Below are 26,537 nucleotides of genomic sequence, written 5' to 3'. Positions count from 1 at the left end.
TCCCATGTCAAGGGACGAGAGGTATTTTCAGGCGTTTCTCTCACTTTTTGGCGGCGGTGATGGTATTTCTCATCAGCATCGTGATCGTCATGGGGCCGACGCCGCCGGGCACCGGCGTGATCGCGCCCGCGACCTCGGAGACCTCCGCAAAGTCGACGTCGCCGCACAGCTTGCCGTTCTCGTCGCGGTTCATGCCCACGTCGATGACGACCGCGCCGGGCTTCACCATGTCGGCGGTGACGAACTTCGCCCTGCCGACCGCGACGACGAGGATGTCGGCGCGCCGGGTGACGGAGGGCAGGTCGGCGGTGCGGCTGTGGCAGATCGTGACGGTGCCGTGCTGGTGGAGCAGGAGCATGGCCATCGGCTTGCCGACGATGTTGCTGCGCCCCACGACGACGCACTCCCTGCCCTTCACCTCGATGCCGGTCGATTTGATCAGCTCCATGATACCCGCCGGGGTACAGGGCAAAAACTTGTAGTCGCCGATCATAATCTTTCCGACGTTGACGGCGGAAAACGCGTCCACGTCCTTGTCGGGCGAGATCGCCTCGATGACCGCCTTCTCGTCGAGGTGGGCGGGCAGCGGGAGCTGCACGAGGATGCCGTCGATATCCGGCTTTTTGTTGAGTTTATCCACGAGCGCGAGCAGTTCCTCCTGCGTCGTCTCCGCGGGCAGCGCGTACTCCTCCGAGTGGAGCCCCAGCTCCTCGCACGCCTTCTTCTTGTTGCGCACGTAGACCTTGGACGCGGGGTCGTCCCCGACGATCACCACGGCGAGCCCCGGCGTGATGCCGTCCTCCGCCAGCGCGGCGACCTCCTCCTTGAGCTGCTCGCGCAGCGCGGCGCTTACCGCCTTTCCATCAATCAGCTTTGCCTGCATCTTCATCGTCCTCCCCATCGGTCGTCTCGGGTTCCTCGTTTTCCTCGGGCGTGTCCCCCGCCGGTCCCCCGGCGGTCGCCGCCTCTTCGGACGCGTCCGCGCCCGTCTCCAAAGGTTCCGGAGAAGCGGGTTCCTCCCCCGCCCCCGAAGCCTCCGACGGTTCGGGCGCCTTCGCCTCCGCCTGCTGATAGAAGGTCCCGGCCAGCACGGCCTGTCCCTCCTCGGTATCCACATAGAGCTTCAGATAATCGGGATCCCCCGCGTGCGCGCGGATGCGCCCGCGCACCCAGACCTCGACCGCCAGCGCGGCGACCACAAGGACGACCGCGAGCGCCTGCGACACCCGGACGCTCCCCCACATGAGGCTGTCGGTCCGGAGGCCCTCGATGACGGCGCGGCCCGCGCCGTACCACGCGGCATAGACGAGGGCCAGCTCGCCGTCGAACCGGCGGCGTTTGGTATACCACGCGATGAACAGAAACCCGAGCAGGCACCAGGCCGACTCGTAGAAGAAGGTCGGGTGCACCGGAAGCGACGGGTCGACGACCACCCCCTGCGCGGCGAGCGCCGCCTGGTGGCTCGCGAGGTACTGCCGGACCGCCGGGCCCGCCATCCCCCAGGGAGCGGTGGTGTTGGAGCCGAACGCCTCGATGTTGACGAAGTTGCCCCACCGGCCGATCGACTGCGCGAGGATGAGCCCGCCGACCGCGAGGTCGGCCATGGGCAGGAACTTCACCTTCCGCCAGCGGCAGATGAGGTAGCCCACGAGAAATCCGCCGATCACGCCGCCGTAGATGGCGATGCCGCCCTTCCAGAGGTAGAAGACGCTGATCGGGTCGTCCGCGTAGATCTCCCAGCTGAAGATCACGTAGTAGAGGCGCGCGCCGACGATCCCGCCGATGACCGCGCCGATGATGACGTCGAGCACCCGGTCGGCGTCGAGGCCGAAGGTGCGGGTGCGCTTCAGGATATAGAGGATCGCGAGCAGGAACCCCGCCGCGATGATGACGCCGTACCAGCGGATCGGCCAGTCGATGCCGGGGATCGTAAAGGCGGTCTGGTTGATCTCAAACTCCCCGATGCCAAGCCCCGGGAAGGAGACCGCGTGCCTGTAAAAGTCCATGCTGTCAGCCTCCCCCGCTTATTCGTCGAGCGGCCGCACGATCGAAAGCGCCGACCGCGTCTCATCGAAGGCGGTCTCCAGCCGTTCGGTGAGCTGTTCGACGGTCGCGTCCGCCACGATGTCAAGCAGCGAATAGATGTCGTCGACGCCCGCAAAATAGGTCGCGGCCATGAGTCCCGCCACCGATTCCACACGGCTGTACATGCCGATATAGCGCCCGTAGGTGGCCCGGCGGCAGAGTCCGAACATCCGCTCGTCGATCCCCTCCCGCTTCATGCGGGCGATCTCCTCTTTGATCTCCCGCGCGACCCGTTCCGGCTCGCGGCTCTCGCCCGAGAAGATCGCGCACATATAGTCGCGCCCGGCCATGATCTCGCTGCCGAAGGTCGCGTTGATGATGCCCGCGTCGTACATGCGGCGGTAGAGCGGCGACGCCTCCCCCGCGATGATGTCGGCGAGCAGCTCGTCGAGCACCTGGTTTTTGAGGTTTTCCCGGGGGGCGCCGGCGCGGCCCTTGAAGCCGAACTCGAAGAGCGGCGTGGCGACCGACAGCTTTTGCTCGACCAGCGGGCGGCAGACGCTTTCCGGCTCATCGACCGTGCGGCGCTCGATCTCCACCGGCTTCTCGTCCGGATTGAGCACCCGGTCGGCGACCTTCAGCACGGTGTCCACGTCGAAGTTGCCCGCCACGCAGAGCACCATGTTGTTCAGGTTATAGAAGGTGCGGTAGCAGCGGTAGAGCAGCTCGTGGTCGATCTTGGAGATCGACTCGACGGTGCCGGCGATGTCGATGCGCACCGGATGCCTGTGGTAGAGCGCGGCGAGCAGGTTGAACTGCACCCGCCAGTCGCCGTCGTCGTCGTACATGCGGATCTCCTGCCCGATGATCCCCTGCTCCTTCTGCACCGACTCCTTCGTGAAGTAGGGGCGGCGCACAAAGTCGAGCAGGATCTCGAGCGACTGCTCGAAGTTGCCGGTGCAGGCGAAGAGGTAGGCGGTCTTGTCGAAGGAGGTATAGGCGTTGGCCGAGGCGCCCGTCCTGGCGTACCGCTCGAACGCGTCCCCCTCCTCGTTCTCAAACATCTTGTGCTCGAGGAAATGCGCGATCCCTTCCGGCACGTCGACGAACTCCGCGTCGTCCTGCGTCTTGAAGCCGGTGTCCACCGAGCCCACGTTGGCCGTGAAGGTCGCGTAGGCGGTCGAGTAGCCCTTCATCGGGCAGAGCAGCATGTTGAGGCCGGACTTGTGCTTGATCCGCACCATCTCCTCCCCGAGCCGCGCGGATTTGACAATCTGCTGATCCATCTTACTCCGCCTCCTTTCCTGTGAGGAAATAGACCGTGTCGAGCGTGACCTGCCCGGCCGCCGCGATCACGTCCTCACGGGTGACCTCGTCGAGCAGGGCGCTCTCGTCCTTGGCCGAGTACTGGGCGCCGCCCACGATCTGGGTGAGGTACCACTCCTCGGTCGCGCTGAGCGAATCGCCGACCGCCTCCAGGGAGGTCTGCATGAGCAGGCGGGTGGCGGTGAGCTCCTCGTCGGTGAATTCGCCCCTGCGCACACAGTCGAGCTGGCGGAGGATCTCGTCGTAGGCCTTCCGCCCGTTCTGCTTCTCCACGCCGCTGTCGACGAACATGAGCCCGGTCAGACGGTCGAACCGCGCGGCGCAGTAGTAGCAGAGGCTGAGCTTTTCGCGCACGTAGGTGAAGAGCCGCGAGGTCGGCGTGCCGCCGAAGAGCGCGACCATCATGCGCATGCCGCCGAAGGCGCGGCGGTCCTTAATCTCGCCGGTGCGGAAGCCCATCACCAGCTTGGACTGCGCGACGTCCATCTCGTCGGTCTGCTCGCGGACCCTGTCGGCGCGCAGGGCCGTTTGGACCTTTTCGAGCGCGGCAGGGCTGCGGCGGATTCCGGAAAACGCCTTGCGGAAGGTCTCCTTCGCCTCGGCCGGGTCGCCGCTGCCCACGAAGAAGAGCTCCACCTGCGCCGTTTCGACGACGCGGCGGTAGGCCTCCGCCGCCGAGCGGGCGGTGATCGCCTTTGCGTCGGGGATGGAGCCGTATTTGTCGACCGCGATCGGCTCTCCCGCGCACATGAGCGACTTGCAGCGGGTCAGCGCATAGAGGCGCTTGTCGTTGATCTGCCCCTCGATCGTGTCCACGAGCTGCTGGCGCTCGAGCGCCGTGTCCTGCTCGTCGAACGCGCCGTCCGACAGCTTCGGGTCGAGCAGCACGTCGCAGAGCAGCGCCGCGCACTCGCGTGCGAGCGGGGCGTTATCGAGGGTGAAGCGGTCGTCGATGCCGTAGATCGAAAGCTCCAGCACCTGGTAGCCGCCGAACTTGGACACGTCGCAGGAGAGGGACGCGCCGTAGAGCTCGCACAGCTTCTGGTTGAGCATGGTAAAATCGGGGCAGGAACGGCAGCCGCGCCGCAGGATAAAGGGCAGGGCCGCGTTCACCGAGGCCGTTTCGCTCTCCAGCCCGACCAGCAGGTTGGCGGAGATGCGGTTGTGTTTGAATTTGGGATCGGTGACGCTGCTGAACCAGACGCCGTCGCCGATGGATTCCCGTTGGAAGCGGTCGTTCATTCGATGATCTCCTTTGGGATATTTCATTACGAGAAGTTATTATACCATAAAAACCCGCGCGCGCACCATCTTTTTTCCATCGTTTTTAAATCGTTAACAAAATGGTGTGGCTCGCCCCGTCGAGCGGGATTTCCTCCGCCGGATTCCCGTCCACCGTGAGCGTCCGCTTCCCCGTCCGGGAGCATTCGATCGCGTAGGTCGCCTCCCCCTCCCGTACCGTAACCGAGAAACGGTTCCAGCTTTCGGGCAGGCGGGGCGAAAGGGTGAGCGCCCCGCCGCGGAAGCCCAGTCCCAGCAGTCCGCCGACCACCGCGCGGTAGTACCACGCCGCCGCGCCGGTATAGATGCTCCAGCCCCCGTGGCCGCAGCACCCGGCGTGGGTGTAAATGTCGGCGGCGAGGTAGTAGGGCTCGGTCTTGTAGCTCTGGGCGAGCGCCGCGTCGGTGCAGCGGGAGGCGGGGTTGAGCATGTCGAGCAGCCGCCAGCCCTCCTCCGCGCGGCCCGCCTCCAGCAGCGCGAGCGCGAGCCAGATGGCCGCGTGGGTGTACTGGCCGCCGTTTTCCCGGATGCCGGTGGGGTACGCCTTGATATAGCCGGGGTTGTGGTCGGAGCGGTCGAAGGGGGGCGTAAAGAGCTTCACGATCCGCCCCTCATGGTCCACAAGGCGGTCGAGCGCGGAGTCGAGCGCCGTCTGCACGCGCGAAGCGTCGGGCATCCCCGCGAAGACCGCAAAGCTCTGGGAGAGCAGGTCGATGCGGCATTCCTCGCTCTTATGGCTGCCGAGCGGGGTCCCGTCGTCGTAAAAGGCGCGCAGGTACCAGTTTCCGTCCCAGCAGGATTTGTCGAGGTTCTGGCGCAGAAGCGCCGTCGTGCCCTTCATAAGCTCGGCGCGGAAGCTGTCCCCGCGTTCGGCGCAGAGCGGCGCGAACCGCCCGCACACCACGGCGAGGAACATCCCGAGCCAGACGCTCTGCCCCTGCCCGCCCGCGCCGACACCCGAAAACCCGTCGTTCCAGTCGCCGCAGCCGATCTTCGGGATGCCCTTGTCCCCGAAATTGCTCGCCTTTTCGATCGCGCGCACGCAGTGCTCGAACACCGTCGCCTTTTCCTCCGACTGCCGCACCGCCTGGTAGCGCTCCTGTTCCCCCTCCGCGAGCGGTTCCCCCTCGCAGAAGGCGATCTCGAGGTCGAGCAGCTCCCGGTCGCCCGTCGCCTCGACATAGCCGCAGACGGTGTAGGGCAGCCAGAGCAGGTCGTCGGAAAAGCGGGTGCGCACCCCGCGCGTCTCGCTGGGCAGCGCGTGCCACCAGTGGAGCACGTCCCCCTCGGGGAACTGCACGGCGCAGCAGCGCGCGATCTGCTCCCTGGCGATCTCCGGGTCGAGCAGCTGGTAGGCGCCCGCGTCCTGCAGCTGGTCGCGGAAGCCGTAGGCGCCCGAGCACTGGTAGAAGGCGCACCGGCCCCACAGCCGCCCCGCGAGGATCTGGTGGGGCGCGAAGGTGTTGATGAAGCGGTCGAGCGGCTCGCTCGGGGTGGAGATCGAGATCGAGCGGCGGCCGGAGCCGCCGGAGGGCGGCAGCGGCCGCCCAGCGAGCTGCGCCGCGGCCGCCTCCTCGGCGGCCGCCGCGAGGATGAAGCGGATCGACTCGCGCCGGCGGGGCGGCAGGCGCTTGCGCACCACCGTGCCCGCAATGGGGTCGTTATTCGGCAGCAGCTCCCGCGGCGACCAGTCCCCCGCGTAAAACGCGGCGCGGTCGGTCGTGTGGCTCGGATGCCCGTCCGGGACGCGGACCGCCATCCAGGCGGGAAGCTGCGCGTGATAGGGATTGTGCAGCGTCAGGCAGCCGTCGAGCTGCCCGAACCGGATATATTTCGCCGTCTGCCGGCTGACGCCCAGCACCGGCTCGATCACATAGGCGCAGATGGCCTCCACCTCCCCGTCGCTCTCGTTTTCCAGCGTCAAATCGAGGAATTTTGCGCTCCCCGCGTCGGATACTGTCACGCGCACCTCCGTCGAAAGGTCCCCCGCGCGCCCCTTCCAGCGGGCCTCCGACGGGGAAAAGAAGGCGCGCGCGCCGTTCACCAGGTCGTAAATCTCCTCCCCCAGCTTCAGCAGGAGGCGTTCGCCGTCGTTGCCCGAGGCGATGTCGTTGCGCCATGGGCTGAGCTTGCATTCGCGGGCGTTCTGCCACCAGGTGTTGCCGAGGCTCGCGTCCTGCATGAGGCACCCGAACGACGGGTTCGCCAGCACGTGGGAGAAGGGCAGCGGCGTCACCCGCTCGACGCAGAAGCCCTCCCCGAGGTAGGCCCCGCCCACCACGTCGAACCGGTTGGGGTCCTGCGGGATCTCCGCCGGCTCGGCGTGCAGGATGGGCGCGGGCCTCCACTCGGCCGGGGCGGGCTCCCGCGCGTCGGACGCGGTGTGGCAGGCGGCGGCCCTGAGGGCGGTGAGCACCTCCCGGGAGACCTCCCGCGGAATCCGGTACACGCCCTCCGGAAGCGGATTCTCCGGCGCGCCGAGCACGCAGAGGTCGAATTCCAGCCGGTGCAGCCGCATGATCGTCCAGAGTTCCAGGTAGGCCGACAGCCGCGCCTCGTCCGGCTCGGCGTCCCAGTCGTAGAGGACGACGGGCCGGTCGCCCGAAATCCCCAGCGACCAGAGCGCGTCCTGCCCGCGGGTGTTCTCCGCGAGGGCGGCGCGCGCCGCATCGCCGCAGTCCGCGCCGAAGAGCATCTGCGGCAGCAGCCGCAGACCGAACCGCGCGGCCATCGAATCGCCCATGAGCGGCGAGGGCGCGGGAGCCGAACGCTCCTCCCGCGCGGCCGCGAGATTGCCCGCGCTCTCGGCGAGCGACGGCCCGCAGGAGAGCAGCAGCGTCGCCGCCGCCTCCCCGCGCGCCGGGACGGTGAGGGTCAGGCGGAGGGCGCAGCAGCCATCGGGCGTGGCGGTCTGGCCGCCGAAGGGCAGCGCGTCGAAATGCAGCAGGTTCTGGAGCCCCTCGGGATAGGGGGTCATCTCCTCCCGGCGCAGGCAGCAGTCGAACGGGATCCGTTCCGCGAGCCCCGCCGAAAGGAAGAGCCCATCCGAGCCGTCCCGGTGGCGGCGGAAGAAGCTGACCGAATCGGTGGCCGCGTCCCGGCTTCCCAGCAGAAAGAGCTTGGAGAAGGCGGGATGCGCGGCGTATTCGCTGTTTTGGGCGAGCACCGGCTCGAAGTAGAAGCAGACCTGCGCGACCGCCTTGGACGCGGTGTGGTTGCGGACGGTCAGCGCGCACCGCTCCACCGGACGGACCGCGTCGAGGGTGAACCGCTGGGTGAGCTCGATCTCCCCCTTCCGGGCGTGGTAGGACGCGCCGTCCGCCGTGAACTCGCAGCGGTGCGCCACCCCCTCCTGCCAGAAGGGCGCGGCCGTGGCCGAGATCGTCTCGCCGCATGCCTTCACAAGGGCGAGAATCCCCTGCGGGTGGAGCAGCGGGTCGTCGGAACGGCGGGTCACGTCGCAGTCCCCATAGCGCAGCCAGCCGTTCCCCGTCTCGGAGAGCGGATGGCAGCAGAGCCCCGACGCGAGCAGAGTGCAGGCGGGCGACAGCGGGGAGAGCCCCTCCCGCACGATGGGCGCGCCCTCGGGCGCGGGCTTTTGCCGCTGGTCGTTTTCCGGTTTCATCTGGTCGTACACCACCGCATCCTTTGATATTTTTTCCTGCAAAAATTCCCTGGCGGAACCCATCGCGTGGTCGCGCATGAACCGCTTCTGCATGACGTTGTCGAGCAGCGCGTTCGCGCAGGCGACGATGCTCATGCCGACATGGTGCGCCATATAGGAGCGCACCACCGCAAAGCCTCCCGCCGGGGCGCGCCCGGGCGTGAAGTCGGCCGCCTCATAGAAGCCGTACCTTCCCGCCATGCCGAGCGCCTCGAGGCGGTCGAGGTTTTTCATCCCGCCGTCAAGGTCGAAGGGCAGCGCCAGAAAGGTCGCATAGGGCGCGACGACGCATTCCCGGTCGAGCCCCCGCTTCACCCCCAGCGCCTGCACGCCGTGCGCCTTGTACTGGTAGTTTAAGTGCGGGTCGAAGGCGAAATACCCGCTCTCGCTAATCCCCCACGGAACCCCCGCGCGGCGGGCGCGCCGCTTCTGGCAGTAGAGCGCGTAGTGAAGCGCCTCGCCCAGCAGCGATCCGTCGTAGGCGGGCAGCAGCAGGTGGGGCATGAAGTATTCAAACATCGTGCCCGTCCAGGAGACCGGCCCCGCGTAGGGGCCGCAGCGGGACATCGCGCGCCCGAGCGCGCTCCAGTGCCGCCGTCCCGCCTGCCGGGTGGCGACCGCGTAATAGCTGGCGGTGCGCGCCTCGCTCATGAGGAAGTCGTAGTGGGAGCCGGAGGGATTGCCGTTCCGGTCCAGGCCGATCGTCAGGAGCTTGCGGCGGCGGTTGTAGAAGACGGAAAAATCCGTCCGTTCCAGCAGCGCCTCCACGCGTCCGACAAGCTCCCCCATCCGCGGCTCCTGCGCGGCGTACTCCCGCAGGCCCTCCCCCAGCGCGACGAGCGCGCAGAGGAAGTTTCCGCTGTCCACCGCCGAGACAAACGGCTCGGGCAGCACCCGCAGGTCGTCGGTCGCGTACCAGTTATAGAGATTTCCCCGGTAAGTCTCGAGCTTTTCGATCGTCGAAATCGTCCGCTCGATGCGGGTGTAGAGCCCCTCGGTGTCGATCAGGTGCAGATCGCGCGCCGCGAGCATCGAGAGCAGCATCATGCCGATGTTGGTCGGCGAGGTGCGCCGCGCAACGGCCTCCACCGGAGAATCCTGGACGTTGTCGGGCGGCAGGTAGTGGTTCTCCTTCCCGGCATAGTCCTCGTAGAAGCGGAACATCTGGGCGCAGAGGGAGAGCAGGCGCTCCCGCTGGACGCGGCCGGGCAGCGCTTTGACCTCCGGCGTCGGGCGGGCGGTCGCCGCCGCGACGGGCGCGTAGAGCAGAAAGAGCGCGCCGTAGAGCTTGACGACAAGACTCTGCGGCGGCGCGAAGATGAGCAGGCAGAGACCGATGAGCTCGGAAAGCCAGCTTCTCCGCAGCACGGCGAGCACCCCCGCGTCGCGCGTCTCCCCCTGCGCGGCGGTCGTCCACTGGAGCAGGTTCTTGTGGGAGAACGCCATCCGCCAGAGGGCGCGGCAGGCCGCGTCGAGGGCGACGACCGCCTGCTGGGCGGTCATGATCGTGCCGAGCAGCGCCTGCCCCAGCAGCTCGAAGACGCGCGGCAGCGTGCGCGCGAAATAGCGACGGGTCAGTGCGAACCGCCCGCCGTTCAGGATGGCGCGCACCGCGCCCAAAAGCGGCGCGAGCGCGCCCGAGAGGAAGGCCAGCGCGCAGAGCAGCAGCGCGGTCCCCTGCGGCAGAAAAGCCGCAGCAGCCACGCAGGAAAGCGCCGCCGCCGGCGTCAGCGAGCGGCGGAGATTGTCGAGGAGCTGGTATTTCGCGAGCGGGCCGACCGGGTTGGGACGGCGGGAGCCGTTCAGCACGATCGTACGGCGCAGGAAGGGCAGGTTCTGCCAGTCGCCGCGGATCCAGCGGTGCAGCCGCGTGAACCAGGAGAGCGCGTTGGTGGGCATCCCGTCGGTGAGCTCCACGTCGGAGAGGAGCCCCACCCGCAGGTAGGCGCCCTCCACGATGTCGTGGCTGAGCACGCGGTTTTCGGGAAACCGCCGCCCGACGACCGCGTGGAAGGCGTCGATATCGATGAGTCCCTTGCCGGAAAAGACCGTCTGTCCAAAGAGGTCCTGATAGAAGTCGCTGCACTCCTGCTCATAGGAGGAGATGCCGCCCGCGCCCGCCATGATACGCGTAAAGTCCGTCGCCTTTGCAGACTCCAAATCGGTGCCAATACACGCGGTCAGGATGCCGTAGCCGGCGGCGACGGCGTTGTGTTTGCCGATCACCGGGCGGTTGAGCGGGTGCTCCGCCGCCGCGAGCAGCTGGCGTGCGCCGTCGAAGGAGAGGTTGGTGTCCGCGTCGAGCGCAATGAGGTATTTGAGGTTCCCGAGCGCCTCGCGGTCCCCCGCGAAGCAGGCCACAGGCGTCTCCCCGCCCTTCACAAAGCGGATGAATTCGATGATTGCGCCCCGCTTGCGCTCCCAGCCGCAGTAGGCGTTCTGCGTCGGGCTGTAGACCCGCCGCCGCACAAAGAGGAAAAACCGGCCGCCGTACCGGCGGTTCAGCTCTTCGATCACCCGTTTGGCGGCGTCGATCCGGGGGCCGTCCTGCGGGCTGAAGGGCCGGCGGTCCTCCCCGAAATCCGCGAGCACGCAGAAAAAGAGGTTTTCGGCGGGGTTGGAAAAGTAGAGCTGCTCCAGCCGGTTCCGCAGCCCGTCCGCCTTGTCGGCGGCGGGCAGCAGGGTCGTCACGGCGACCGCCGTCTTCGGCAGCTCGGTCAGTTCGACGCGCGGAATATGCCCCGCCGGGACGCCGCGCATCGCCAGCGAGGAGGCCGGCACCCGCACAATCTCGACGAGCGGCAGGTACCCGAGCAGCGCGGCGGCGGGACCGAAGCCCGCCCAGAGAAAGGCGCAGAGGGCCAGCGGCAGCGCCCAGGAGAGCAGGAGCGCCGCGCGCCCGCGCCGCCGGGCGCGGATGGCGCGCGGGTCGTGCCCGAGCAGATAGTAGCCGACGTGGCGTTCCCGCTCCCCCTTCGCGTCCCCGGCGCAGATGAGGATGTCGCGCGCAACGGCGCTTTCCGCCGCGCCGGTATATCTTGCGATGCGCGCGGCGATCTGCCGGTAGTGCCGCCGGGACTGCTCCGCCATGCGCGGGTAGACCCCGGCGGGGTCCTTTTCAAAGATGCGCTCGACCGCGCTCACCGAACGGGTGAGCGCGTCGAAATCGAGTTCGTAGACCGCCGTCAGCCCGGTGACCGCGTAGGAGAGGAGGCGCTCCCGCCCTGCGGAATCCCGCTCCCCCGCGCAGGCGTCCGCCGCCGCGTGCAGCAGGACGCATTTGAGCGCGGTGTAGGTGAATTCCAGTTGCCGCTCCCCGAGCTCGGAAAGCTCGTTCGCGGCCGTAAGCGCCGCGCGGACCTCCTCCATGCCGATCGGGATCTCCCCGTCGGCAAAGACCGCCTCAAGCTGTAGATAGAGCCCGAGCAGCGGCGCGCTCCGCTTTCGGCAGCCGCGCAGGTCGAGCAGCGACTGCTTGGCGTGCGCCTCGAGCGCGTAGAAATTGTCCGAAAGCCACTGCTCCCAGCCCTCGGGCGCGCCGGTCTCCCGCAGGGCGGAAAACCGCGCGCGCAGCTCCGAAAGCTCCCGCCGCAGCCCGCGCGCGATCTGGCGCGCCCCGCCGCGCGGGACCTCCCGCGCGGCCGCGCGCACCCGTTCCTCGATCATCGTCCGTTTATTCCCGTCCATCTGCAAACCGCCATTTCTTTTATCGTTCGCAGATATTTTTACCAGAAGGCCCCCAAACATGCAGAAAGGGCCGCCGGGGTTTTCCCCGGCGGCCCTTGGCTGTCCGTTATTGTCCGAGCAGTTCCCGCAGGCCCGCCTCGTCGATCACCGCCACGCCCAGGCTCTGCGCCTTGGTGAGCTTGCTGCCCGCCTCCTCGCCCGCCACGACGTAGTCGGTCTTCTTCGAGACGCTTCCGCTCACCTTGCCGCCCGCCGCCTCGATCATCTCCTTGGCCTCGCTGCGGGTCAGCGACGGCAGCGTGCCGGTCAGCACGAAGGTCTTCCCGGCGAAGGTGTCCGCCGCGGGCGCCGTCTCGCAGAGCATGTTGAGCCCAAGGGAGCGGAACCGCTCAATGAGCGCGCGGTTCTGGCCGAGCGCGAAGAAATCCGCGACGCTCTGCGCCATGATGCCGCCATAGCCGTCGATTCCGGCGATCTCCTCCGCCGTGGCGGAGAGTACCCCGTCCATGCTGCCGAACCGCTGGGCCAGCAGCTGCGCCGACCGCTGCCCGATGCCCGGGATGCCCAGCGCGAAGAGCAGCCGCGACAGGTCGCGGGATTTCGACCGCTCGAGCGCCTCCAGCAGGTTCTGCGCGCTCTTCTCCCCCATCCGTTCGAGGGCGGCGAGCGGTTCCTTTTCCAGAGTGTAGAGGTCGGCGGCCGAATGCACGAGTCCGCTTTCCAGCAGCTGGTGGACGATCGCCGGGCCGAGGCCGTCGATGTCCATCGCGTCGCGGCTGGCGAAATGCACAAGGTTGCGCGCCACCTGCGCCGGGCAGGCCATGTTGACGCAGCGGAGCACCGCCTCCCCCTCCTCCCGCTCGGCGATGCTGCCGCAGGAGGGGCAGACGTTGGAAATCCGGTAGACCGGCGCGCCCGGCTGGTGGAAGGCGACCGAGACGACCTCGGGGATGATGTCGCCCGCCTTGCGCACGACGATCGTGTCCCCGATGGCGATCCCCTTCTCGTTGATGAAGTCCTGGTTGTGGAGCACCGCGCGGCTCACCGTCGTGCCCGCCAGCGTGATCGGCTCGAAGACCGCCGTGGGTGTGAGCGCGCCGGTGCGCCCCACGCGGATCTCGATCTCGCGCAGGGTGGTCCGCTTCTCCTCGGGAGGGTATTTGAAGGCGACCGCCCAGCGGGGGAACTTGGCCGTCGCGCCAAGCTGTTCGCGCTCTGTAAAGTCGTCGACCTTGATGACCGCGCCGTCGATGTCGAAGGGGAACTCGTAGCGGTTTTCGCCGATCCGCCCGATCTCCGCGATCGCGTCGGAAATGTCGGTGAACGCCTTATAGGAGGGGATCACCTTGAAGCCGAGCGCCGCCAGGTAGTCGAGCGACTGCTTGTGGCCGGTGAGGGTCTTCCCCTCGATCCGCTGGATGTTGAAGACGAAGATATCCAGCCCCCGCTGCGCGGTGACGCGGCTGTCCTTCTGCCGCAGGGAGCCCGCCGCCGCGTTGCGCGGGTTTTTGAAGGGCTCCTCCTCGTTTTCGAGCTGCCGGGCGACCACCCGGTCGAAGCTCGCGCGCGGCATGTAGACCTCCCCGCGCACCTCGAGGAAGGGGAGCTTTTCGGTGAGGGTCATCGGGATCGACCCGACCGTCTTGAGGTTCTCCGAGACGTCCTCCCCGGTGACGCCGTCCCCGCGCGTCGACCCGCGCCAGAAGGCGCCGTCCCGGTATTCGAGCGAGACGGACAGCCCGTCGATCTTCGGCTCGACGATGTAGACGGGGTCCGCCACCGTCTCGCGCACCCGTGCGTCGAAGGCGGCGATGTCCGCCGTGTCGAAAACGTCCTGCAAGGAGCCCATCTGCACCTCGTGGCGCACCGGCGCGAAGGTGTTGAGCGCCATGCCCCCGACGCGCCGCGTCGGGGAGTTCTCCGTCGCGAGCTCGGGGAATTCCGTCTCGATGTCCAGCAGCTCGTGCAGCAGCCTGTCGTAGTCATAGTCGCTGATCGAGGGGTTGTCGAGCACATAGTACTCATAGCTGTATCTTTCCAAAATCGGGCGCAGCTCGCCCGCCCGGTTTTCCGCCGTTTTCCGGTCCATGCCGTCTTCCTCCAGTTCGGTATCATTCCCTGTTATTCTATCACAAATCCCCGTCTCAATCCACATTTTTCAGGCCGTAATCGTTGACCTTGTCGATGAGTCCGCGGTTGTCGCCCGAGATATCGGTGAACGACTGCGGCACCTCTCCCACAATCACCGTTTCGGCGATGCAGATGTCGGTCGAGACGTCCGTCTCGACCGTATAGAGGGGCAGGATCGCCGCCACGCGGGTGTTGACCGTCACCATCACCTGGTGCAGCGTCTGGTTGATGCCCGCCGACTGGAATTTGTTGTAGATCTGCGTCTCGGTGTAGCCCATCGGCACGACCTTGAACTGGACGCTCGGCCCCCGCCCCGACAGGAAATGCCCGCCGAGCAGGGTGCCCAGCGGAAGGTCGATCGGCTGTTCGATCCCCTTCTGGAGCTCGTCGCTGACCGCGTTGTTGATCTCCGCCTTGAGCCGGTTGAGGGCAACCATATTGGTGGTGACCGTCGTGACCTTGCCCTTCTCATCGAGCACGGCGTTCATGATCTTCCCATAGGTGATGTTTTCCTCGGAAATGACCCGCAGCACCGCGTCGTTGACCGCGCGGGTCGCCACCAGCTTGGACTGGTAGGTCGACACCGTCGAGACGAGCGGCCGGATGCGCCCGTCCACCCAGAAGGCCGCCAGCAGGATCAGCGTCCCCGCCGCGAGCATCTTGAGCGCGCGCAGCTTGCGGCGGCTGATGCGGATGGTGATCGGTTTCACCGCGCCGCCCCCTTTCCGTATGCGTCTATCTATAAATGTATTCGGCCCCGCGCCAAAACGTTCTCGCAGACGGAAAATCCGGCTAAATCCCTCCGCTTTGGGTGACAAACCGGGCGTTTCGTGCTAGGATGGAAGAAAAAGGAGGGAACGCCATGCCGCAAAAGCTGAACGAACGGGAGCTCGCGGAGTTCGGGATCACAACCAACCACGAGCGGATGGAAAACGGCGAGGTCCGCTTCCGCCTCACGGGGCGGGACGGCAGCAGCTATATCCGCTGCGAGAATACGGGCGGCCCGGTGTGGGAAAACAGCCATTCCCACAGCGCCCTGCGGGAGATGGTGATCGTGCAGGAGGGCTGTGTCGTCTTCGCCGAATACCGGGAGGGGACGGCGCGCCTGCGGGAGCTCCCGCCCGGCGGCTGGGCGGTCACCGTCCCCGGCGTGCCCCACAACGAATGCCTCGCGCGCGGGACCGTCGTGCACACGGTCAAATTCGGGGACTGCTCCCATCCCGACTGGATCGCCAGTCCAGAGCTCGACGCGCTCACCAAGCGGCTCTCCTTCGCGGAGGCGCTCGAAATCGCCCGGAAAACGAAAACGGACGCCTGACCTGCCGGTCGGGCGTCCGTTTTTAGAGCGGATTATTTCTTCTGATCCTTCGCGCGGATCTCGGTGCGGCGGATCTTGCCCGAGATCGTCTTGGGCAGTTCGGTGACGAACTCGACGATGCGGGGGTATTTATAAGGAGCGGTCTGTTTTTTGACGAAGGTCTGGAGCTCCTTTTTGAGCTCCTCGGAGGGCTGGTAGCTGCTCGTCAGGACGATCGTCGCCTTGACCACGATGCCGCGGACGGGATCGGGCGCGCCGGTGACCGCGCATTCCAGCACGGCGGGGTGCTCCATCAGCACGCTCTCGATCTCGAAGGGGCCGATGCGGTAGCCCGACGACTTGATGACGTCGTCGGTGCGTCCGACATACCAGAGGTAGCCGTCCTCGTCCATCCATGCGGTATCGCCCGTGTGGTAGTAGCCGTCGTGCCAGGACGCGGCCGTCTCCCCGGGGTTGCGGTAGTAGCCGCCGAAGAGCCCGGGATGGGGCTTCTCGGTGTTGATGACGATCTCGCCGACGGCGCCGCGCGGCACGTCGTTGCCGTCCTCGTCGATCAGGTGGATGTCATAGATCGGCGACGGCTTGCCCATCGAGCCCGGCTTGGGGGTGGTGCCCACGAAGTTCGCGACCTGCATGACCGTCTCGGTCTGGCCGTAGGACTCCATCAGGCGCAGGCCGGTGAACTCGTACCAGCGGTTGTAGACCTCGGGGTTGAGCGCCTCGCCCGCCGTCGTGGAATAGTGCAGGGCGGACAGGTCGTATCCCTCCATCCCCTCCTTGATGAAAAAGCGGTAGATGGTCGGCGGTGCGCAGAAGGTGGTGACCTTGTATTTTTCCATCATGTGCAGCAGGTCGTGGGGGACGAACTTGTCAAAGTCGTAGACGAAGATCGACGCCGCGGCGAACCACTGCCCATAGAGCTTGCCCCAGACCGCCTTCATCCAGCCCGTCTCGGAGACGGTCAGGTGCAGATCGTCCGAGTGGACGTTGTGCCAGTAGCGGGCGGTGATGATGTGCGCCACCGGGTAGGCGTGGTTGTGGACGACCATCTTGGGCATGCCCGTCGTGCCGGAGGTGAAGTAGAGGAGCAGCGGGTCGTCCCTGGAGGTCTGGACCCGCTCGAAGTTCCCGTCGTACTTTTCGAGCTCCTCCGAATAGGTGAGCCAGCCCTCCCGCCTGCCGCGGACGATAAACTTGGAGTGGACCCCGTCATACTGCCTGCACGCCTCGTCGACATACTCGGAGATGTTGCACTCGCCCGAGCAGACGCAGGCGGTGATGCCAGCCGCCTCGAAGCGGTAAACGAGGTCGTGGGTGGTCAGCAGGTTGGTGGCGGGCACGCCGACCGCGCCGAGCTTGTGGAGCGCGAGGACGGTGAACCAGAACTCATAGTGCCTTTTCAGCACCAGCAGGACCATGTCGCCCTTTTTGACGCCGTGGTCGGCGAGCATCTGGGCGCATTTGTCGGAATAGAGCTTCATCTCGCCGAAGGTGAGCACCCGCTCCTCCCCCGCCACGTTGCACCAGACCATGGCGCGGCGGTTCGGCTCGAGGCGGGCGATCTCGTCCACCACGTCGTAGGCAAAGTTGAAGTTATCGGCGATCACCGGCTCAAAGTAGTTGAGCACGCCGTTTTCGTCAAAGCCCTCCTTGCAGAAGCGCTGATAAAAATTCTCGAGATCCATCAGTCGTTCTCCCCCTTGTCGTTTTCATCTTTCATGACGACCGCAAGGAACACACAGTCCTCGCCGCCCGTCGCGATCATGCCGTGCGCGTGGCCGGAGTCGTAATAGATCGCGTCCCCCGGTCCCATATACTCGGTGTGGTCCTCCATCTGCACCTTGAGCTGCCCGCTCAGGACAAAGTCGAACTCCTGCCCGTCGTGCTGGGAGAGGTGGATGGGCTTCTCCTGCTCCTCCTGCGAAAAGGGCGCGGTGACGAGGAAGGGCTCGGCAATCTTGCGGGAAAAGCGGTAGGCCAGGTGGTTGTAGGTGAAGCCGGCGCGGCGGTTGATGCTCAGCCCCTCCCCCTTGCGGACGATCGAGTAGAAGGAGAGGTGCGGGGCCTCGCCGGTGAGCAGCTCGATGATGTCGACGCCGAACGCCTGCGCGCAGTTATAAAGGAAGGTAAAGGTGAAGTCGCTCTTTCCGTCCTCGGCGGCGAGGTATTCCTCGGCGGAAAGGCCGGTCTGCTGCGCCATCTCCGCGACCGGAATCTCCATAATCTCCCGCAGCGTACGGATCCGCATGGCAATTTCCTGTAGTTTCTGCTCTTGCATATCGGTGACCTCCATCTCAAAATTGACCGGATTTGTTGTGGCCGCGGCCCGGGAACGGGCGCGGCGAAAATGAAAAAGACCCGTCCCTCAGATAAGGGACGAGTCCAATTTACGACCCGCGGTACCACCCGAATTGCGCAACAATGCGCCGCTTAGCGAAGCTCTAACAAGCTCCCGACCGTTAACGCCGTCCAGCGGGGAAGCCTACTTGATCTCCGTTCGGCTCCCAACTCGGGGGTGATGAGCTGTCAAACGGCCCGCCGCCGGCTTTCACCATACGCCGGCTCTCTGTGGGCTGGGCTGTGTCTGCGCCGTCCCCGTCATCGTCTTTGAAAAGTTATTGACGCTATCATACTGCAAACTTTGGGCGTTGTCAATACCGTTTTTTTCAAAAAATTTTCAGCGGATATACCGGAGCAGGTCCAGCGGGCGCTCCGCGACCGCGTCCGCGCCGTTCTCCCGCAGCTCCTCCTCCGACCGGAACCCCCACAGCGCCCCGACCGCAAAAAGCCCGCCGTTCTTCGCCGTCTGCATGTCCACGCCGCTGTCCCCGACGTAGACCGTGTCGGCGGCGCGGATCCCCGTTTCCTCCAGGATCTCCGCCGTCAGCAGCCGGTCGGGCTTTGTGGGCCAGCCCTCCCGCTGGCCGTGCACGACCGCGAACCGCTCCCCCAGCAGGCTCCTGCAGAGCTCCACTGTAAAGGCGTGCGGCTTGTTGGAGAGCACCGCACAGGCGGCGCCCGCCTGTTCCAGCGCGCCGAGCAGCTCCGGGACCCCCGGGTAGGGCGCGGTCAAATCGGCGTTGTGCGCGCTGTAGTAGGCGTTATACTCGTCCCGCAGCAGCGCGAGCGCACCGGGCGAATGATCGGCGTCCGCAGGGATCATCCGCTCGACGAGCTTATAGACGCCGTTGCCCACAAAGAGCTTGTACCGTTCGGCCGGGTGCTCCGGCCAGCCGTGCGCCCGCAGCAGGTGGTTGCCCGCCGCGGCGAGGTCGTCGAGCGTGTTGAGCAGCGTCCCGTCGAGGTCGAAAATCACGAGCTTTTTCATTCCGCGGCACCCGCCTTCGCATCCGTCTTCTGCTGGAAGCGCGCCGCGTCGACAATCACCCGGCTGTGCGTGCCGCGGCCGATCTCCCCCGCCGCGTCCCGCGCGGACACGGTGAAGTCCACCCGGCGGCCCTCCGCCGCGACGATCTCCGCCGACGCCTCCGCCGCCATGCCGGACGGCGTGGCCGACATGTGGGACACGTCCATCGCCGTACCGACCGACGTCTGCCCCGGCTCCAGAAAGCGCGCGAGCAGCGTGCAGGCGGCCCGTTCCATCTCCGCGATCATCGCGGGCGTGGCGAGCACGTCGAGGTCCCCGCTGCCCATATGAGACGCGAGCCGCTCCGGCCCGACCGTAAAGGTCACGGTATTCTTTTCTCCGATCATAAATGGCACCCCCGTTTTCTAACCGACGACAGTATAGCACAAATGGACGCGGGATGCAAAAAAGCAGTCCGGCGTTCCGGATGGAACGCCGGACTGCATCAAACGCTTCGGGGGTTCCGGGAGGACTTTTCAAAGCCTCCCTAGGAGAAGGTGAACTGTTCGTCCTTCCAGGAGCAGACGATCCGGTCGCCCGCCTTGATGGTGCCGTGGAGCAGCTCGTCGGCGAGGCGGTCCTCGATCTTCGCCTGGATCGCCCGGCGCAGCGGGCGCGCGCCGTAGAGCGGGTCAAAGCCGTCGAGGGTGATCTTCTCCGCCGCCGATTCGTCGAAGCTGATCTCAATGTGCAGCCCCGCGAGCCGCGTCTTGAGCGCGTCGAGCATGTTCCCGGCGATCTGCCGCACCTCCTGCTGGCTGAGCTTGTGGAAGACGATGATCTCGTCGACGCGGTTGAGGAACTCGGGCTTGAAGGATTTTTTGAGCTCGCCCACCATCATCTTGCGCACCGCCTCCTGCTGCTTATCCGGGTCCTCCTGCGCGCCCGCGGAAAAGCCGAGCCTGCCCTGCTCGCAGATCATGCGCGCGCCGATGTTGGAGGTCATGATGATGATCGTGTTTTTGAAGTTGACGGTGCGCCCCTGCGCGTCGGTGAGGATGCCGTCCTCCAGGATTTGCAGCAGCATATTGAAGAAATCGGGGTGCGCCTTTTCGATCTCGTCGAAGAGGATCACCGAATAGGGGCGGCGGCGGACCTTTTCGGTGAGCTGTCCGCCCTCGTCGTAGCCGACGTATCCCGGCGGCGAGCCGACCAGCTTGCTGACCGAGTGCCGCTCCATATACTCCGACATGTCCAGCCGGATCATCGCGTGCGGGTCGCCGAACATGCATTTGGCGAGCGCCTTGCAGAGCTCGGTCTTGCCCACGCCGGTGGGCCCGAGGAAGATGAAGGAGCCGAGCGGGCGCGACGGGTCGTGCAGGCCGACGCGGGAGCGCCGGATGGCGCCCGCCACCGCGTGTACCGCCTGCTCCTGCCCGACGATCATCTGGTGCAGCGACTCCTCGAGGTGGAGCAGCCGCTCGCTCTGCGCCTCGGTGAGGCGGGTCGCGTCGATGCCGGTGATGTCCGCCACGAGCTTCGCGATGTCCTCGGAGGTGAGCTTCTGAAGGCTTCCGTCCCCGCTGTCCTCCCAATCGTTCTGCGCCTTCTCCAGACGCGCGCGCAGGTCGCTCTCCCGGTCGCGGATGCTCGCCGCGCACTCGAAATTCTGGGTGCTGATCGCCGTTTCCTTCTCTGTCTTGAGGGCGGTCAGCTTGTTTTCCAGCTCCCGCAGGCTGTTCGGGACTGTAATGCTGTTCATCTTTACACGCGAGCAGGCCTCGTCGATCAGGTCGATCGCCTTGTCGGGCAGGCGGCGGTCGGCGATATACCGCGCGGACAGCGCCACGGCCGATTCGACCGCCTCGTCGAGGATGCGGATGCGGTGGTGCTCCTCGTACCGTTCGCGCAGGCCCTTGATGATCGCGACCGCGTCCTCCTCGCTCGGCTCCTCCACGAGGATCGACTGGAACCGGCGTTCGAGGGCGCTGTCCTTTTCGATGAACTTGCGGTACTCGTCGATCGTCGTCGCGCCCACGAGCTGGAATTCCCCGCGCGCGAGCTGGGGCTTTAAAATGTTGGCAGCGTCCACCGCGCCCTCCGCCGCGCCGGTGCCGATGATCGTGTGCAGCTCGTCGATAAAGAGGATGATGTTGCCCGCCGCGACCACCTCGTCGATTGTGTTCTTGATCCGCTCCTCGAAGTCGCCGCGGTATTTCGTGCCCGCGACCATGCTTGTCAGGTCGAGCGCGATAAACCGCTTCTGCTTGAGCTGGGGCGGTACATCCATCTCGACGATCCGCCGCGCGATCCCCTCGGCGATCGCCGTCTTGCCGACGCCCGCCTCGCCGATGAGGCAGGGGTTGTTCTTGGTGCGGCGGGTCAGGATCTGGAGCACCCGCTCGATCTCCTTCTCCCGGCCGATCACCGGATCGATTTTCCCCTGCCGCGCCATCTCGGTGAGGTCGCGGCCGTACTTGTCGACGAGCGGAGTGCGCACCGCGGGCTTGGGCCGCGGCGGCGCGGCGCGCCGTACGCCCAGCAGGTCCGCGCCCGTCGTCTGGGCAAAGTCGCCGATCTGCTTGACGACCGCGTCCGGTTCGACCGAGAGCTGCTTTAAAAAGCGCACGCCGTAGCTGTCGTTCTCCTTGAGCAGGTTCATGAGGATGTGCTCGGTGCCCGCGAGCGGCACGCCGCTCATCCGGGTCTGCATGAGGGACATCTCGAGGATGCGCTTGCAGCGCGGCGTGATGTCCGACGGGGTGAGCACCGAGCGGATGCCCTTGCCTACCGTCTTGATGAGCAGTTCGCGCACCTTTTCCGCCGTGACGTCGCATTTTCCCAGCACGGTGAAGGCCACTCCGCTGCCTTCGGCGAGCAGGCCGAGCAGCAGGTGCTCGCTGCCGATATAGGTGTGCCCGAGCACTGACGCCTCCTCGATTGCGCAGTTGATCGCCGTATTGGCCTTCGGCGTAAAGCCGTTGAATTTGAACAAAAGATCACCTCAGAAGTTCGTTTCCCCGCCCCCGAACGGCGTTTCCCTCCGGCCGGCGGCCCGCAGGGCGCCGTAATATCTTATGCGGGAACCATTCATAATATTGTCAGAAGCCCCCGCCGATATGCGCCGCCGAAAGCGGAAAACGCGCCCGCTGTAACCGAAGGGAAGGGAGCGACATAGTATGGGATGAAATCACTAATAGGAGGTCACCTTTCATGGGATGTAACAACTTTGGCGGCAACTACTTCTGGATCATTATCCTGATTATCATCATCTTCGGTTGGGGTTGGGGCGGCAACAGCGGCTTCGGCTTTGGCAACAACGGCGGATGCGGCTGTGGCTGCGACAACAACTGCGGCTGCGACAACTGCGGCGCCAACTACAACAACGGCTGCGGATGCGGCTGTGGCTGCTAATCGGCGGTAAGATCCAAAAAAAGAGCGGGAGGCGCGCTGCGCCTCCCGCTCTTTTTCCGTTATTCGGTTTGATCAGCCCTTTTTCACCGGGCGGTCCGCATACTCCCGGTCGCGCCGCTTGCGCCAGGAGCGCAGCAGGTTGATGGAGACCGACGCCGCGACGGCCACGAGCATCATGATCGGGATGAGCCACTTGCTGTAGGCCTCGTCGGACGAGAGCACCTCGGTCCACATCTTATCCATCGCGAGGCTCATCTCGGGCGAAAGCTCGATGAAAAACTCGGTCTTTTCGATCACCTCGTCGGGCGGATAGGCGATCGGGTCCCCGGTGACCTCGGGGTCCATCAGCTCGAGCGCCGCGTCGTTGGGGGACGAGTAGCCGATGTATTCGGCGTTGGCCGCGCCCACCTCCGGTTCGAGCAGGAAGTTGATGAACATCTCGGCGGCTTCCTTGTTCTTCGCGCCCACCGGAATGACCGCCGCGTCGACGAAGCGGTTGGTCCCCTCCTCCGGCACGAAATAGGAGAGGTCGGGGTTATCCGCCATCATCGTGATCGCGTCGCCCGCGTAGTAGGGCGCGATGGCCGCCTCGCCGCCGAGCATCTTGTCGAAGATCTCGTCCATGACGTACGCCTGCACCAGCAGCTTCTGGTCCTTGAGGGAATCGGTCGCGTCGCGCAGCTCCTCCTCCCTCGTCGGGTTCATCGAATAGCCGAACCTTTTCAGCGCGATCGCGAACGCGTCGCGCGGGTTGGAGAACATCAGGATTTCGCCGAGATACTTCTCGTTCCACAGCAGATCCCAGCTCCCCAGATCCTCCTCGTCGACCATCTGGGTATTGTAGATCACGCCGACGGTCCCCCAGGTGTAGGGGACGGAGTATTTCCCGCCCGGGTCGTAGATCGGGTCCAGGAAGCTCTCGGAGATGTTTTTGAGGTTGGGGATGTTGTCGAAGTCGAGCTCCTCGAGCATCCCCTCGTGGATCATCCGCGCGATCGCATAGTCGGAGGGGATGACCACGTCGTAGTTGGCTCCGCCGCTCTTGAGGCGGGCGTAGAGCTCCTCGTTGGTCGCGAAGGTGGTGTAGTTCACCTTGATGCCGGTGAGCGCCTCAAATTCGGAGATGACGTCCATCCCCTCGTCCGAGCCGTCGGAGATATACTCGCCCCAGTTGTGGACGTTGATCGACACGTTTTTGCCCCGAAACCGCTCATAGTAGGCGGGGTCGGAGACCTCCACCTCCGCGAGGGCGGGCAGAGGGAGCGCCAACAGCAGCGCCGCGGCGAGCGCGAGGGACAGGAGCCGTTTTTTCATCATACCCGATCCCTCGCTTTCATCCGGAGCTCCCGCTCCCGGCGCGCGTCGCCCACGTTGACGAGCAGCAGCACGGTGAGCACCACCACGAAGATGATGGTACTGAGGGCGTTGATCTCCGGGCTGACCTTGCGCCGGGTCATCGAATAGATCGTGATCGGCAGCGTCTGGGAGGTCGGCCCGGTGACGAAATAGCTGATAATGAAGTCGTCGAGCGAATAGGTGAACGACATCAGAAAGCCCGCGACGATGCCCGGCATGATCTCGGGGATGACCACCTTGAAGAAGGCCTGCGAGGGGCTGCACCCGAGGTCCTGCGCCGCCTCGAAGACGGAGATGTCCATCTGGCGGAGCTTGGGCATGACGTTGAGGATGACGTAGGGGACGTTGAAGGTGATGTGCGCCAGGATGACCGTCGTAAAGCCGAAGTCGAGCCGGATGCCCGCCGACTTGACAAAGACGAAGAGCAGCATGAGCGAGACGCCCGTGACAATCTCCGGGTTGATGATCGGCAGGTAGGTGACGTTCATGACAAGGGTGCGGGACATCTTCTTCATGTTGCGGATGCCGATGGCGGCCAGCGTTCCGAGCACGGTGGCCACGACCGACGAGATCACCGCCACGAGCAGGGTGTTCATGAGCGACTGGATGATCATCTGGTTGTGGAAGAGCTTCTCATACCAGCCGAAGGTGAAGCCGGTCCACGCGCCGCGGGATTTGGACTGGTTGAAGGAGAAGACGATGAGCACCAGGATCGGCGCGTAAAGGAACGCCATGACGATGGCCACGTAGGATTTTTTCAGCCATTTCATTTGAGCAGATCCCCCTTCTCATCGTCTCCGAACTGGTTGGTGATGCTCATGGCGAGCAGGATCAGCACCATCAGCACGAGGGAGATCGCCGCGCCGAGGTTCGGGTTGTAGGCGTTCCCGAGGAACTGCAAATCGATCAAATCGCCGATCAGCAGGTTTCCGCCGCCGCCGAGCATCCGCGAGATGATGAAGGTGGACACCGACGGGACGAACACCATGATGACGCCGGTCGAGATGCCCGGGACGGTCATCGGGATGAGCACCTTCGTGAGGACCTTGCGCGCGTTCGCGCCGAGGTCCTGTGCGGCCTCGATCACGCTGTTGGGGATCTTGGTCATGATCGAATAGAGGGGCAGGATCATGAAGGGCAGGTAGTTGTAGATCATGCCGAGCACGACCGCCCCCTGCGTGTTGATCATCTCGAAGGGGCCGAGGCCGAAATGCGCGAAAAAGCGGTTGATGAGGCCGTTCTTCTCGAGGATGGTCATCCACGCGTAGGTGCGCAGCAGAAAGTTCATCCACATGGGCAGCATGATGAGCATGACCATCGTGCGCTGGCCCGCGCCACTGTGCCGGGAGATGATGAAGGCGAGCGGATAGGCGATGACCAGGCAGATCACCGTGGCGAGGAAGGCCAGCCACACCGAGCGGACAAGCACCGGCGTGTATTCGCCCACCTGGGAGATGTAGTCGATCGTAAAGGTCCCGTCGGGAGTGGTCACCGCGTAGTAGGCCACCAGCCCGAGCGGCACGAGGATGAAGATCAGCATCCAGACGAGGTATGGGAACGCGGCCGCCTTCGATTTCATCCCTCCACCTCCATCTTGTGCATGATGTGGATATCGAAGGGGTCGACCTCCATTCCGATGAAGGTGCCCGGCTGCTCGCTGCGGGTGGAATGGATCATCCACTTGTAGCCGTGCGCGTCGACGATCATCTCAAAGTGCACCCCCTTGAAGATGACCGATTCCACGACGCCGGTGATCGGCGCGCGCTCCGGGGAGACCACCTTGATGTCCTCCGGGCGGATGACCACGTCGACCCGCTCGAGCCGGCCGAAGCCGGTGTCGACACATTCAAACTTCTGGCCCGCGAACTCCACGAGGCAGTCGGCGTGCATGACGCCGTCGATGATGTTGCTTTCCCCGATGAAATCCGCGACAAACGCGTTCTTCGGCTCGTTATAGATATCCTGGGGGGTGCCCACCTGAAGGATGTCGCCGTCCTTCATGACGACGACGGTGTCCGACATCGTGAGGGCCTCCTCCTGGTCGTGCGTGACATAGATAAAGGTGATCTCCAGCGCCTGCTGCATCCGCTTGAGCTCGATCTGCATCTCCTTGCGCAGCTTGAGGTCGAGCGCGCCGAGCGGCTCGTCGAGGAGCAGGACGCGCGGATGGTTGACGAGCGCGCGCGCGATCGCCACGCGCTGCTGCTGGCCGCCCGACAGCTGGTCGATGTTGCGGCGGTCGTAGCCGGTGAGGTTCACCAGGTCGAGCATCTCCCACACGCGGGTCTTGCGCTCGTTTTCCGGCAGCTTTTTGAGCTTGAGGCCGAACTCCACGTTCTCGAACACGTTGAGGTGCGGAAAGAGCGCGTACCGCTGGAAGACGGTGTTGACCTGGCGCTTGTAGGGCGGCAGGTCGTTGATTCTCACGCCATCAAAAAAAACGTCACCGGACTTGGGTGTGACGAAACCGCCAATCGTCCGGAGCGTCGTGGTCTTGCCACAGCCGGACGGCCCAAGCAGGGTAACGAATTCTTTGTCGCGGATGTCGAGATCCAGTCCGACGAGGATGGGATCGCCATCAAAATCGACGGAGATGTCTCTCAGGCTGACAATGGTGCTTTCTTTCATTTATGCATCCCCCTTTGCGGAATTTAGGCCGTCTTTACGGCCCCCGATGACTTCTTACCGCTTACCCGCAAAAGGAATTCGTTTCCCCGGCGGCGCATCCCCTTTCCCGTGCGCCCGTTCCGCGGAAACACTAATCGCAGCGGCGCCGTTTACCCCGGCGCCGCCCGTTATTAGGCGGCAGTTGATCATCGATTTTTTGCAGATGCAAAAACTGCAATTCCCAATATAGCATACGCAGAAAAAATGTCAATATAAAAGTCCATTATTTTTCGCGATTTTTACGTTTTTATCGGGAAATTTCCGCGAAACCCCAAAAAAATTTTGGAATGCCTCGAAATCCCTGCAAAATCCTCCGCCATGCTGTGATATGCTCCGGTTTTTCCGCCGTCCCTTCCCCGCCC

General features: G+C 65.1%; 18 protein-coding genes. 2 read left to right on the top strand and 16 right to left on the bottom strand.

All coding sequences use genetic code 11. From position 1 onward, the window contains the following. Window positions 1–40: 40 nt before the first annotated feature. The 7 genes from folD to yunB form a co-directional block, all read right to left on the bottom strand. Window positions 41–883, bottom strand: a complete 843-nt coding sequence (gene folD / locus RCI06_RS06635; protein ID WP_101550978.1) for a bifunctional methylenetetrahydrofolate dehydrogenase/methenyltetrahydrofolate cyclohydrolase FolD — start codon at window positions 881–883, stop codon at window positions 41–43. After that, on the bottom strand, window positions 864–2,006 hold the full coding sequence (gene lgt / locus RCI06_RS06630) for a prolipoprotein diacylglyceryl transferase (protein ID WP_288234180.1): 1,143 nt from the start codon (window positions 2,004–2,006) through the stop codon (window positions 864–866). Before lgt ends, folD begins: the two co-directional genes overlap by 20 nt. Window positions 2,007–2,024: 18 nt before the next feature. Next, the gene (yfmH, locus tag RCI06_RS06625) at window positions 2,025–3,311 is read right to left on the bottom strand and encodes an EF-P 5-aminopentanol modification-associated protein YfmH (protein ID WP_306575149.1); all 1,287 of its coding nucleotides are present in this window, start codon (window positions 3,309–3,311) and stop codon (window positions 2,025–2,027) included. Between the two features lies 1 nt (window position 3,312). Then, window positions 3,313–4,593: an EF-P 5-aminopentanol modification-associated protein YfmF gene (gene yfmF, locus RCI06_RS06620; protein WP_101550984.1), complete on the bottom strand. Its 1,281-nt coding sequence runs from the start codon at window positions 4,591–4,593 to the stop codon at window positions 3,313–3,315. An 85-nt stretch (window positions 4,594–4,678) separates the two neighbouring features. Beyond that, the gene (locus RCI06_RS06615) at window positions 4,679–11,983 is read right to left on the bottom strand and encodes a GH36-type glycosyl hydrolase domain-containing protein (protein WP_306575146.1); all 7,305 of its coding nucleotides are present in this window, start codon (window positions 11,981–11,983) and stop codon (window positions 4,679–4,681) included. 106 nt (window positions 11,984–12,089) lie between these two features. Continuing rightward, on the bottom strand, window positions 12,090–14,072 hold the full coding sequence (gene ligA / locus RCI06_RS06610; protein ID WP_306575143.1) for an NAD-dependent DNA ligase LigA: 1,983 nt from the start codon (window positions 14,070–14,072) through the stop codon (window positions 12,090–12,092). A 55-nt stretch (window positions 14,073–14,127) separates the two neighbouring features. Further along, window positions 14,128–14,823 (bottom strand): sporulation protein YunB, encoded by a 696-nt coding sequence (gene yunB / locus RCI06_RS06605; RefSeq protein WP_306575140.1) that lies wholly within the window; start codon window positions 14,821–14,823, stop codon window positions 14,128–14,130. A gap of 152 nt (window positions 14,824–14,975) precedes the next feature. Here yunB and RCI06_RS06600 point away from each other — a divergent pair, with 152 nt between their 5' ends. Next, window positions 14,976–15,431 (top strand): hypothetical protein, encoded by a 456-nt coding sequence (locus RCI06_RS06600; RefSeq protein WP_306575137.1) that lies wholly within the window; start codon window positions 14,976–14,978, stop codon window positions 15,429–15,431. A 32-nt stretch (window positions 15,432–15,463) separates the two neighbouring features. On the opposite strand, the gene RCI06_RS06595 is transcribed toward RCI06_RS06600, so the two are convergent. The 5 genes from RCI06_RS06595 to RCI06_RS06575 all read right to left on the bottom strand — a co-directional run bounded on the left by RCI06_RS06595 (window position 15,464) and on the right by RCI06_RS06575 (window position 21,733). Continuing rightward, a complete protein-coding gene (locus RCI06_RS06595; protein ID WP_172439220.1) occupies window positions 15,464–17,116 on the bottom strand; it encodes an AMP-binding protein in 1,653 nt (550 codons plus the stop codon). Next, on the bottom strand, window positions 17,116–17,679 hold the full coding sequence (locus tag RCI06_RS06590) for a cupin domain-containing protein (RefSeq protein WP_242970838.1): 564 nt from the start codon (window positions 17,677–17,679) through the stop codon (window positions 17,116–17,118). The genes RCI06_RS06595 and RCI06_RS06590 overlap by 1 nt, the downstream gene beginning before the upstream one ends. 429 nt (window positions 17,680–18,108) lie before the next feature. After that, on the bottom strand, window positions 18,109–18,759 hold the full coding sequence (locus RCI06_RS06585) for an HAD family hydrolase (RefSeq protein WP_101551001.1): 651 nt from the start codon (window positions 18,757–18,759) through the stop codon (window positions 18,109–18,111). Next, window positions 18,756–19,145 carry a thioesterase family protein gene (locus RCI06_RS06580; RefSeq protein WP_101551002.1) on the bottom strand — a complete coding sequence of 130 codons (390 nt, stop codon included), beginning with the start codon at window positions 19,143–19,145 and terminating at the stop codon, window positions 18,756–18,758. The genes RCI06_RS06585 and RCI06_RS06580 overlap by 4 nt, the downstream gene beginning before the upstream one ends. Before the next feature lie 140 nt (window positions 19,146–19,285). Further along, on the bottom strand, window positions 19,286–21,733 hold the full coding sequence (locus tag RCI06_RS06575; RefSeq protein WP_101551005.1) for an ATP-dependent Clp protease ATP-binding subunit: 2,448 nt from the start codon (window positions 21,731–21,733) through the stop codon (window positions 19,286–19,288). A gap of 218 nt (window positions 21,734–21,951) precedes the next feature. Here RCI06_RS06575 and RCI06_RS06570 point away from each other — a divergent pair, with 218 nt between their 5' ends. Beyond that, window positions 21,952–22,152 carry a hypothetical protein gene (locus RCI06_RS06570; RefSeq protein ID WP_101551007.1) on the top strand — a complete coding sequence of 67 codons (201 nt, stop codon included), beginning with the start codon at window positions 21,952–21,954 and terminating at the stop codon, window positions 22,150–22,152. 72 nt (window positions 22,153–22,224) lie between these two features. Here RCI06_RS06570 and RCI06_RS06565 read toward each other — a convergent pair whose 3' ends face one another. From RCI06_RS06565 to RCI06_RS06550, 4 genes are read right to left on the bottom strand one after another with little or no spacing between them, the layout of a single operon-like run. Then, entirely contained in the window at window positions 22,225–23,466 is a 1,242-nt protein-coding gene (locus RCI06_RS06565) for a PotD/PotF family extracellular solute-binding protein (RefSeq protein WP_306575131.1), read from the bottom strand. Next, the gene (locus RCI06_RS06560; RefSeq protein ID WP_101551011.1) at window positions 23,466–24,278 is read right to left on the bottom strand and encodes an ABC transporter permease; all 813 of its coding nucleotides are present in this window, start codon (window positions 24,276–24,278) and stop codon (window positions 23,466–23,468) included. The genes RCI06_RS06565 and RCI06_RS06560 overlap by 1 nt, the downstream gene beginning before the upstream one ends. Next, the gene (locus RCI06_RS06555; protein ID WP_101551013.1) at window positions 24,275–25,087 is read right to left on the bottom strand and encodes an ABC transporter permease; all 813 of its coding nucleotides are present in this window, start codon (window positions 25,085–25,087) and stop codon (window positions 24,275–24,277) included. Before RCI06_RS06555 ends, RCI06_RS06560 begins: the two co-directional genes overlap by 4 nt. After that, window positions 25,084–26,136, bottom strand: coding sequence for an ABC transporter ATP-binding protein (locus tag RCI06_RS06550; protein WP_101551015.1), 1,053 nt, complete (start codon window positions 26,134–26,136; stop codon window positions 25,084–25,086). The genes RCI06_RS06555 and RCI06_RS06550 overlap by 4 nt, the downstream gene beginning before the upstream one ends. Window positions 26,137–26,537: the final 401 nt, after the last annotated feature.

Origin of the sequence: Anaerotruncus massiliensis (ex Togo et al. 2026) (genome assembly GCF_030825285.1) — a bacterium.
GTDB lineage: Bacteria > Bacillota > Clostridia > Oscillospirales > Ruminococcaceae > Anaerotruncus > Anaerotruncus massiliensis.
The sequence above is the reverse complement of the archived record's forward strand: the minus strand, read 5'-3'. Positions and strand labels throughout refer to the sequence as shown.

Coding starts and splice junctions, on each gene's coding strand:
- lgt (WP_288234180.1), bottom strand. CDS start 2,006: ATGGACTTTTACAGGCACGCGGTCTCCTTCCCGGGGCTTGGCATCGGG.
- RCI06_RS06565 (WP_306575131.1), bottom strand. CDS start 23,466: ATGAAAAAACGGCTCCTGTCCCTCGCGCTCGCCGCGGCGCTGCTGTTG.
- RCI06_RS06580 (WP_101551002.1), bottom strand. CDS start 19,145: ATGATCGGAGAAAAGAATACCGTGACCTTTACGGTCGGGCCGGAGCGG.
- yfmH (WP_306575149.1), bottom strand. CDS start 3,311: ATGGATCAGCAGATTGTCAAATCCGCGCGGCTCGGGGAGGAGATGGTG.
- RCI06_RS06590 (WP_242970838.1), bottom strand. CDS start 17,679: ATGCGGATCCGTACGCTGCGGGAGATTATGGAGATTCCGGTCGCGGAG.
- folD (WP_101550978.1), bottom strand. CDS start 883: ATGCAGGCAAAGCTGATTGATGGAAAGGCGGTAAGCGCCGCGCTGCGC.
- RCI06_RS06555 (WP_101551013.1), bottom strand. CDS start 25,087: ATGAAATCGAAGGCGGCCGCGTTCCCATACCTCGTCTGGATGCTGATC.
- RCI06_RS06615 (WP_306575146.1), bottom strand. CDS start 11,983: ATGGACGGGAATAAACGGACGATGATCGAGGAACGGGTGCGCGCGGCC.
- RCI06_RS06570 (WP_101551007.1), top strand. CDS start 21,952: ATGGGATGTAACAACTTTGGCGGCAACTACTTCTGGATCATTATCCTG.
- ligA (WP_306575143.1), bottom strand. CDS start 14,072: ATGGACCGGAAAACGGCGGAAAACCGGGCGGGCGAGCTGCGCCCGATT.
- RCI06_RS06560 (WP_101551011.1), bottom strand. CDS start 24,278: ATGAAATGGCTGAAAAAATCCTACGTGGCCATCGTCATGGCGTTCCTT.
- RCI06_RS06550 (WP_101551015.1), bottom strand. CDS start 26,136: ATGAAAGAAAGCACCATTGTCAGCCTGAGAGACATCTCCGTCGATTTT.
- RCI06_RS06595 (WP_172439220.1), bottom strand. CDS start 17,116: ATGGATCTCGAGAATTTTTATCAGCGCTTCTGCAAGGAGGGCTTTGAC.
- yfmF (WP_101550984.1), bottom strand. CDS start 4,593: ATGAACGACCGCTTCCAACGGGAATCCATCGGCGACGGCGTCTGGTTC.
- RCI06_RS06585 (WP_101551001.1), bottom strand. CDS start 18,759: ATGAAAAAGCTCGTGATTTTCGACCTCGACGGGACGCTGCTCAACACG.
- RCI06_RS06600 (WP_306575137.1), top strand. CDS start 14,976: ATGCCGCAAAAGCTGAACGAACGGGAGCTCGCGGAGTTCGGGATCACA.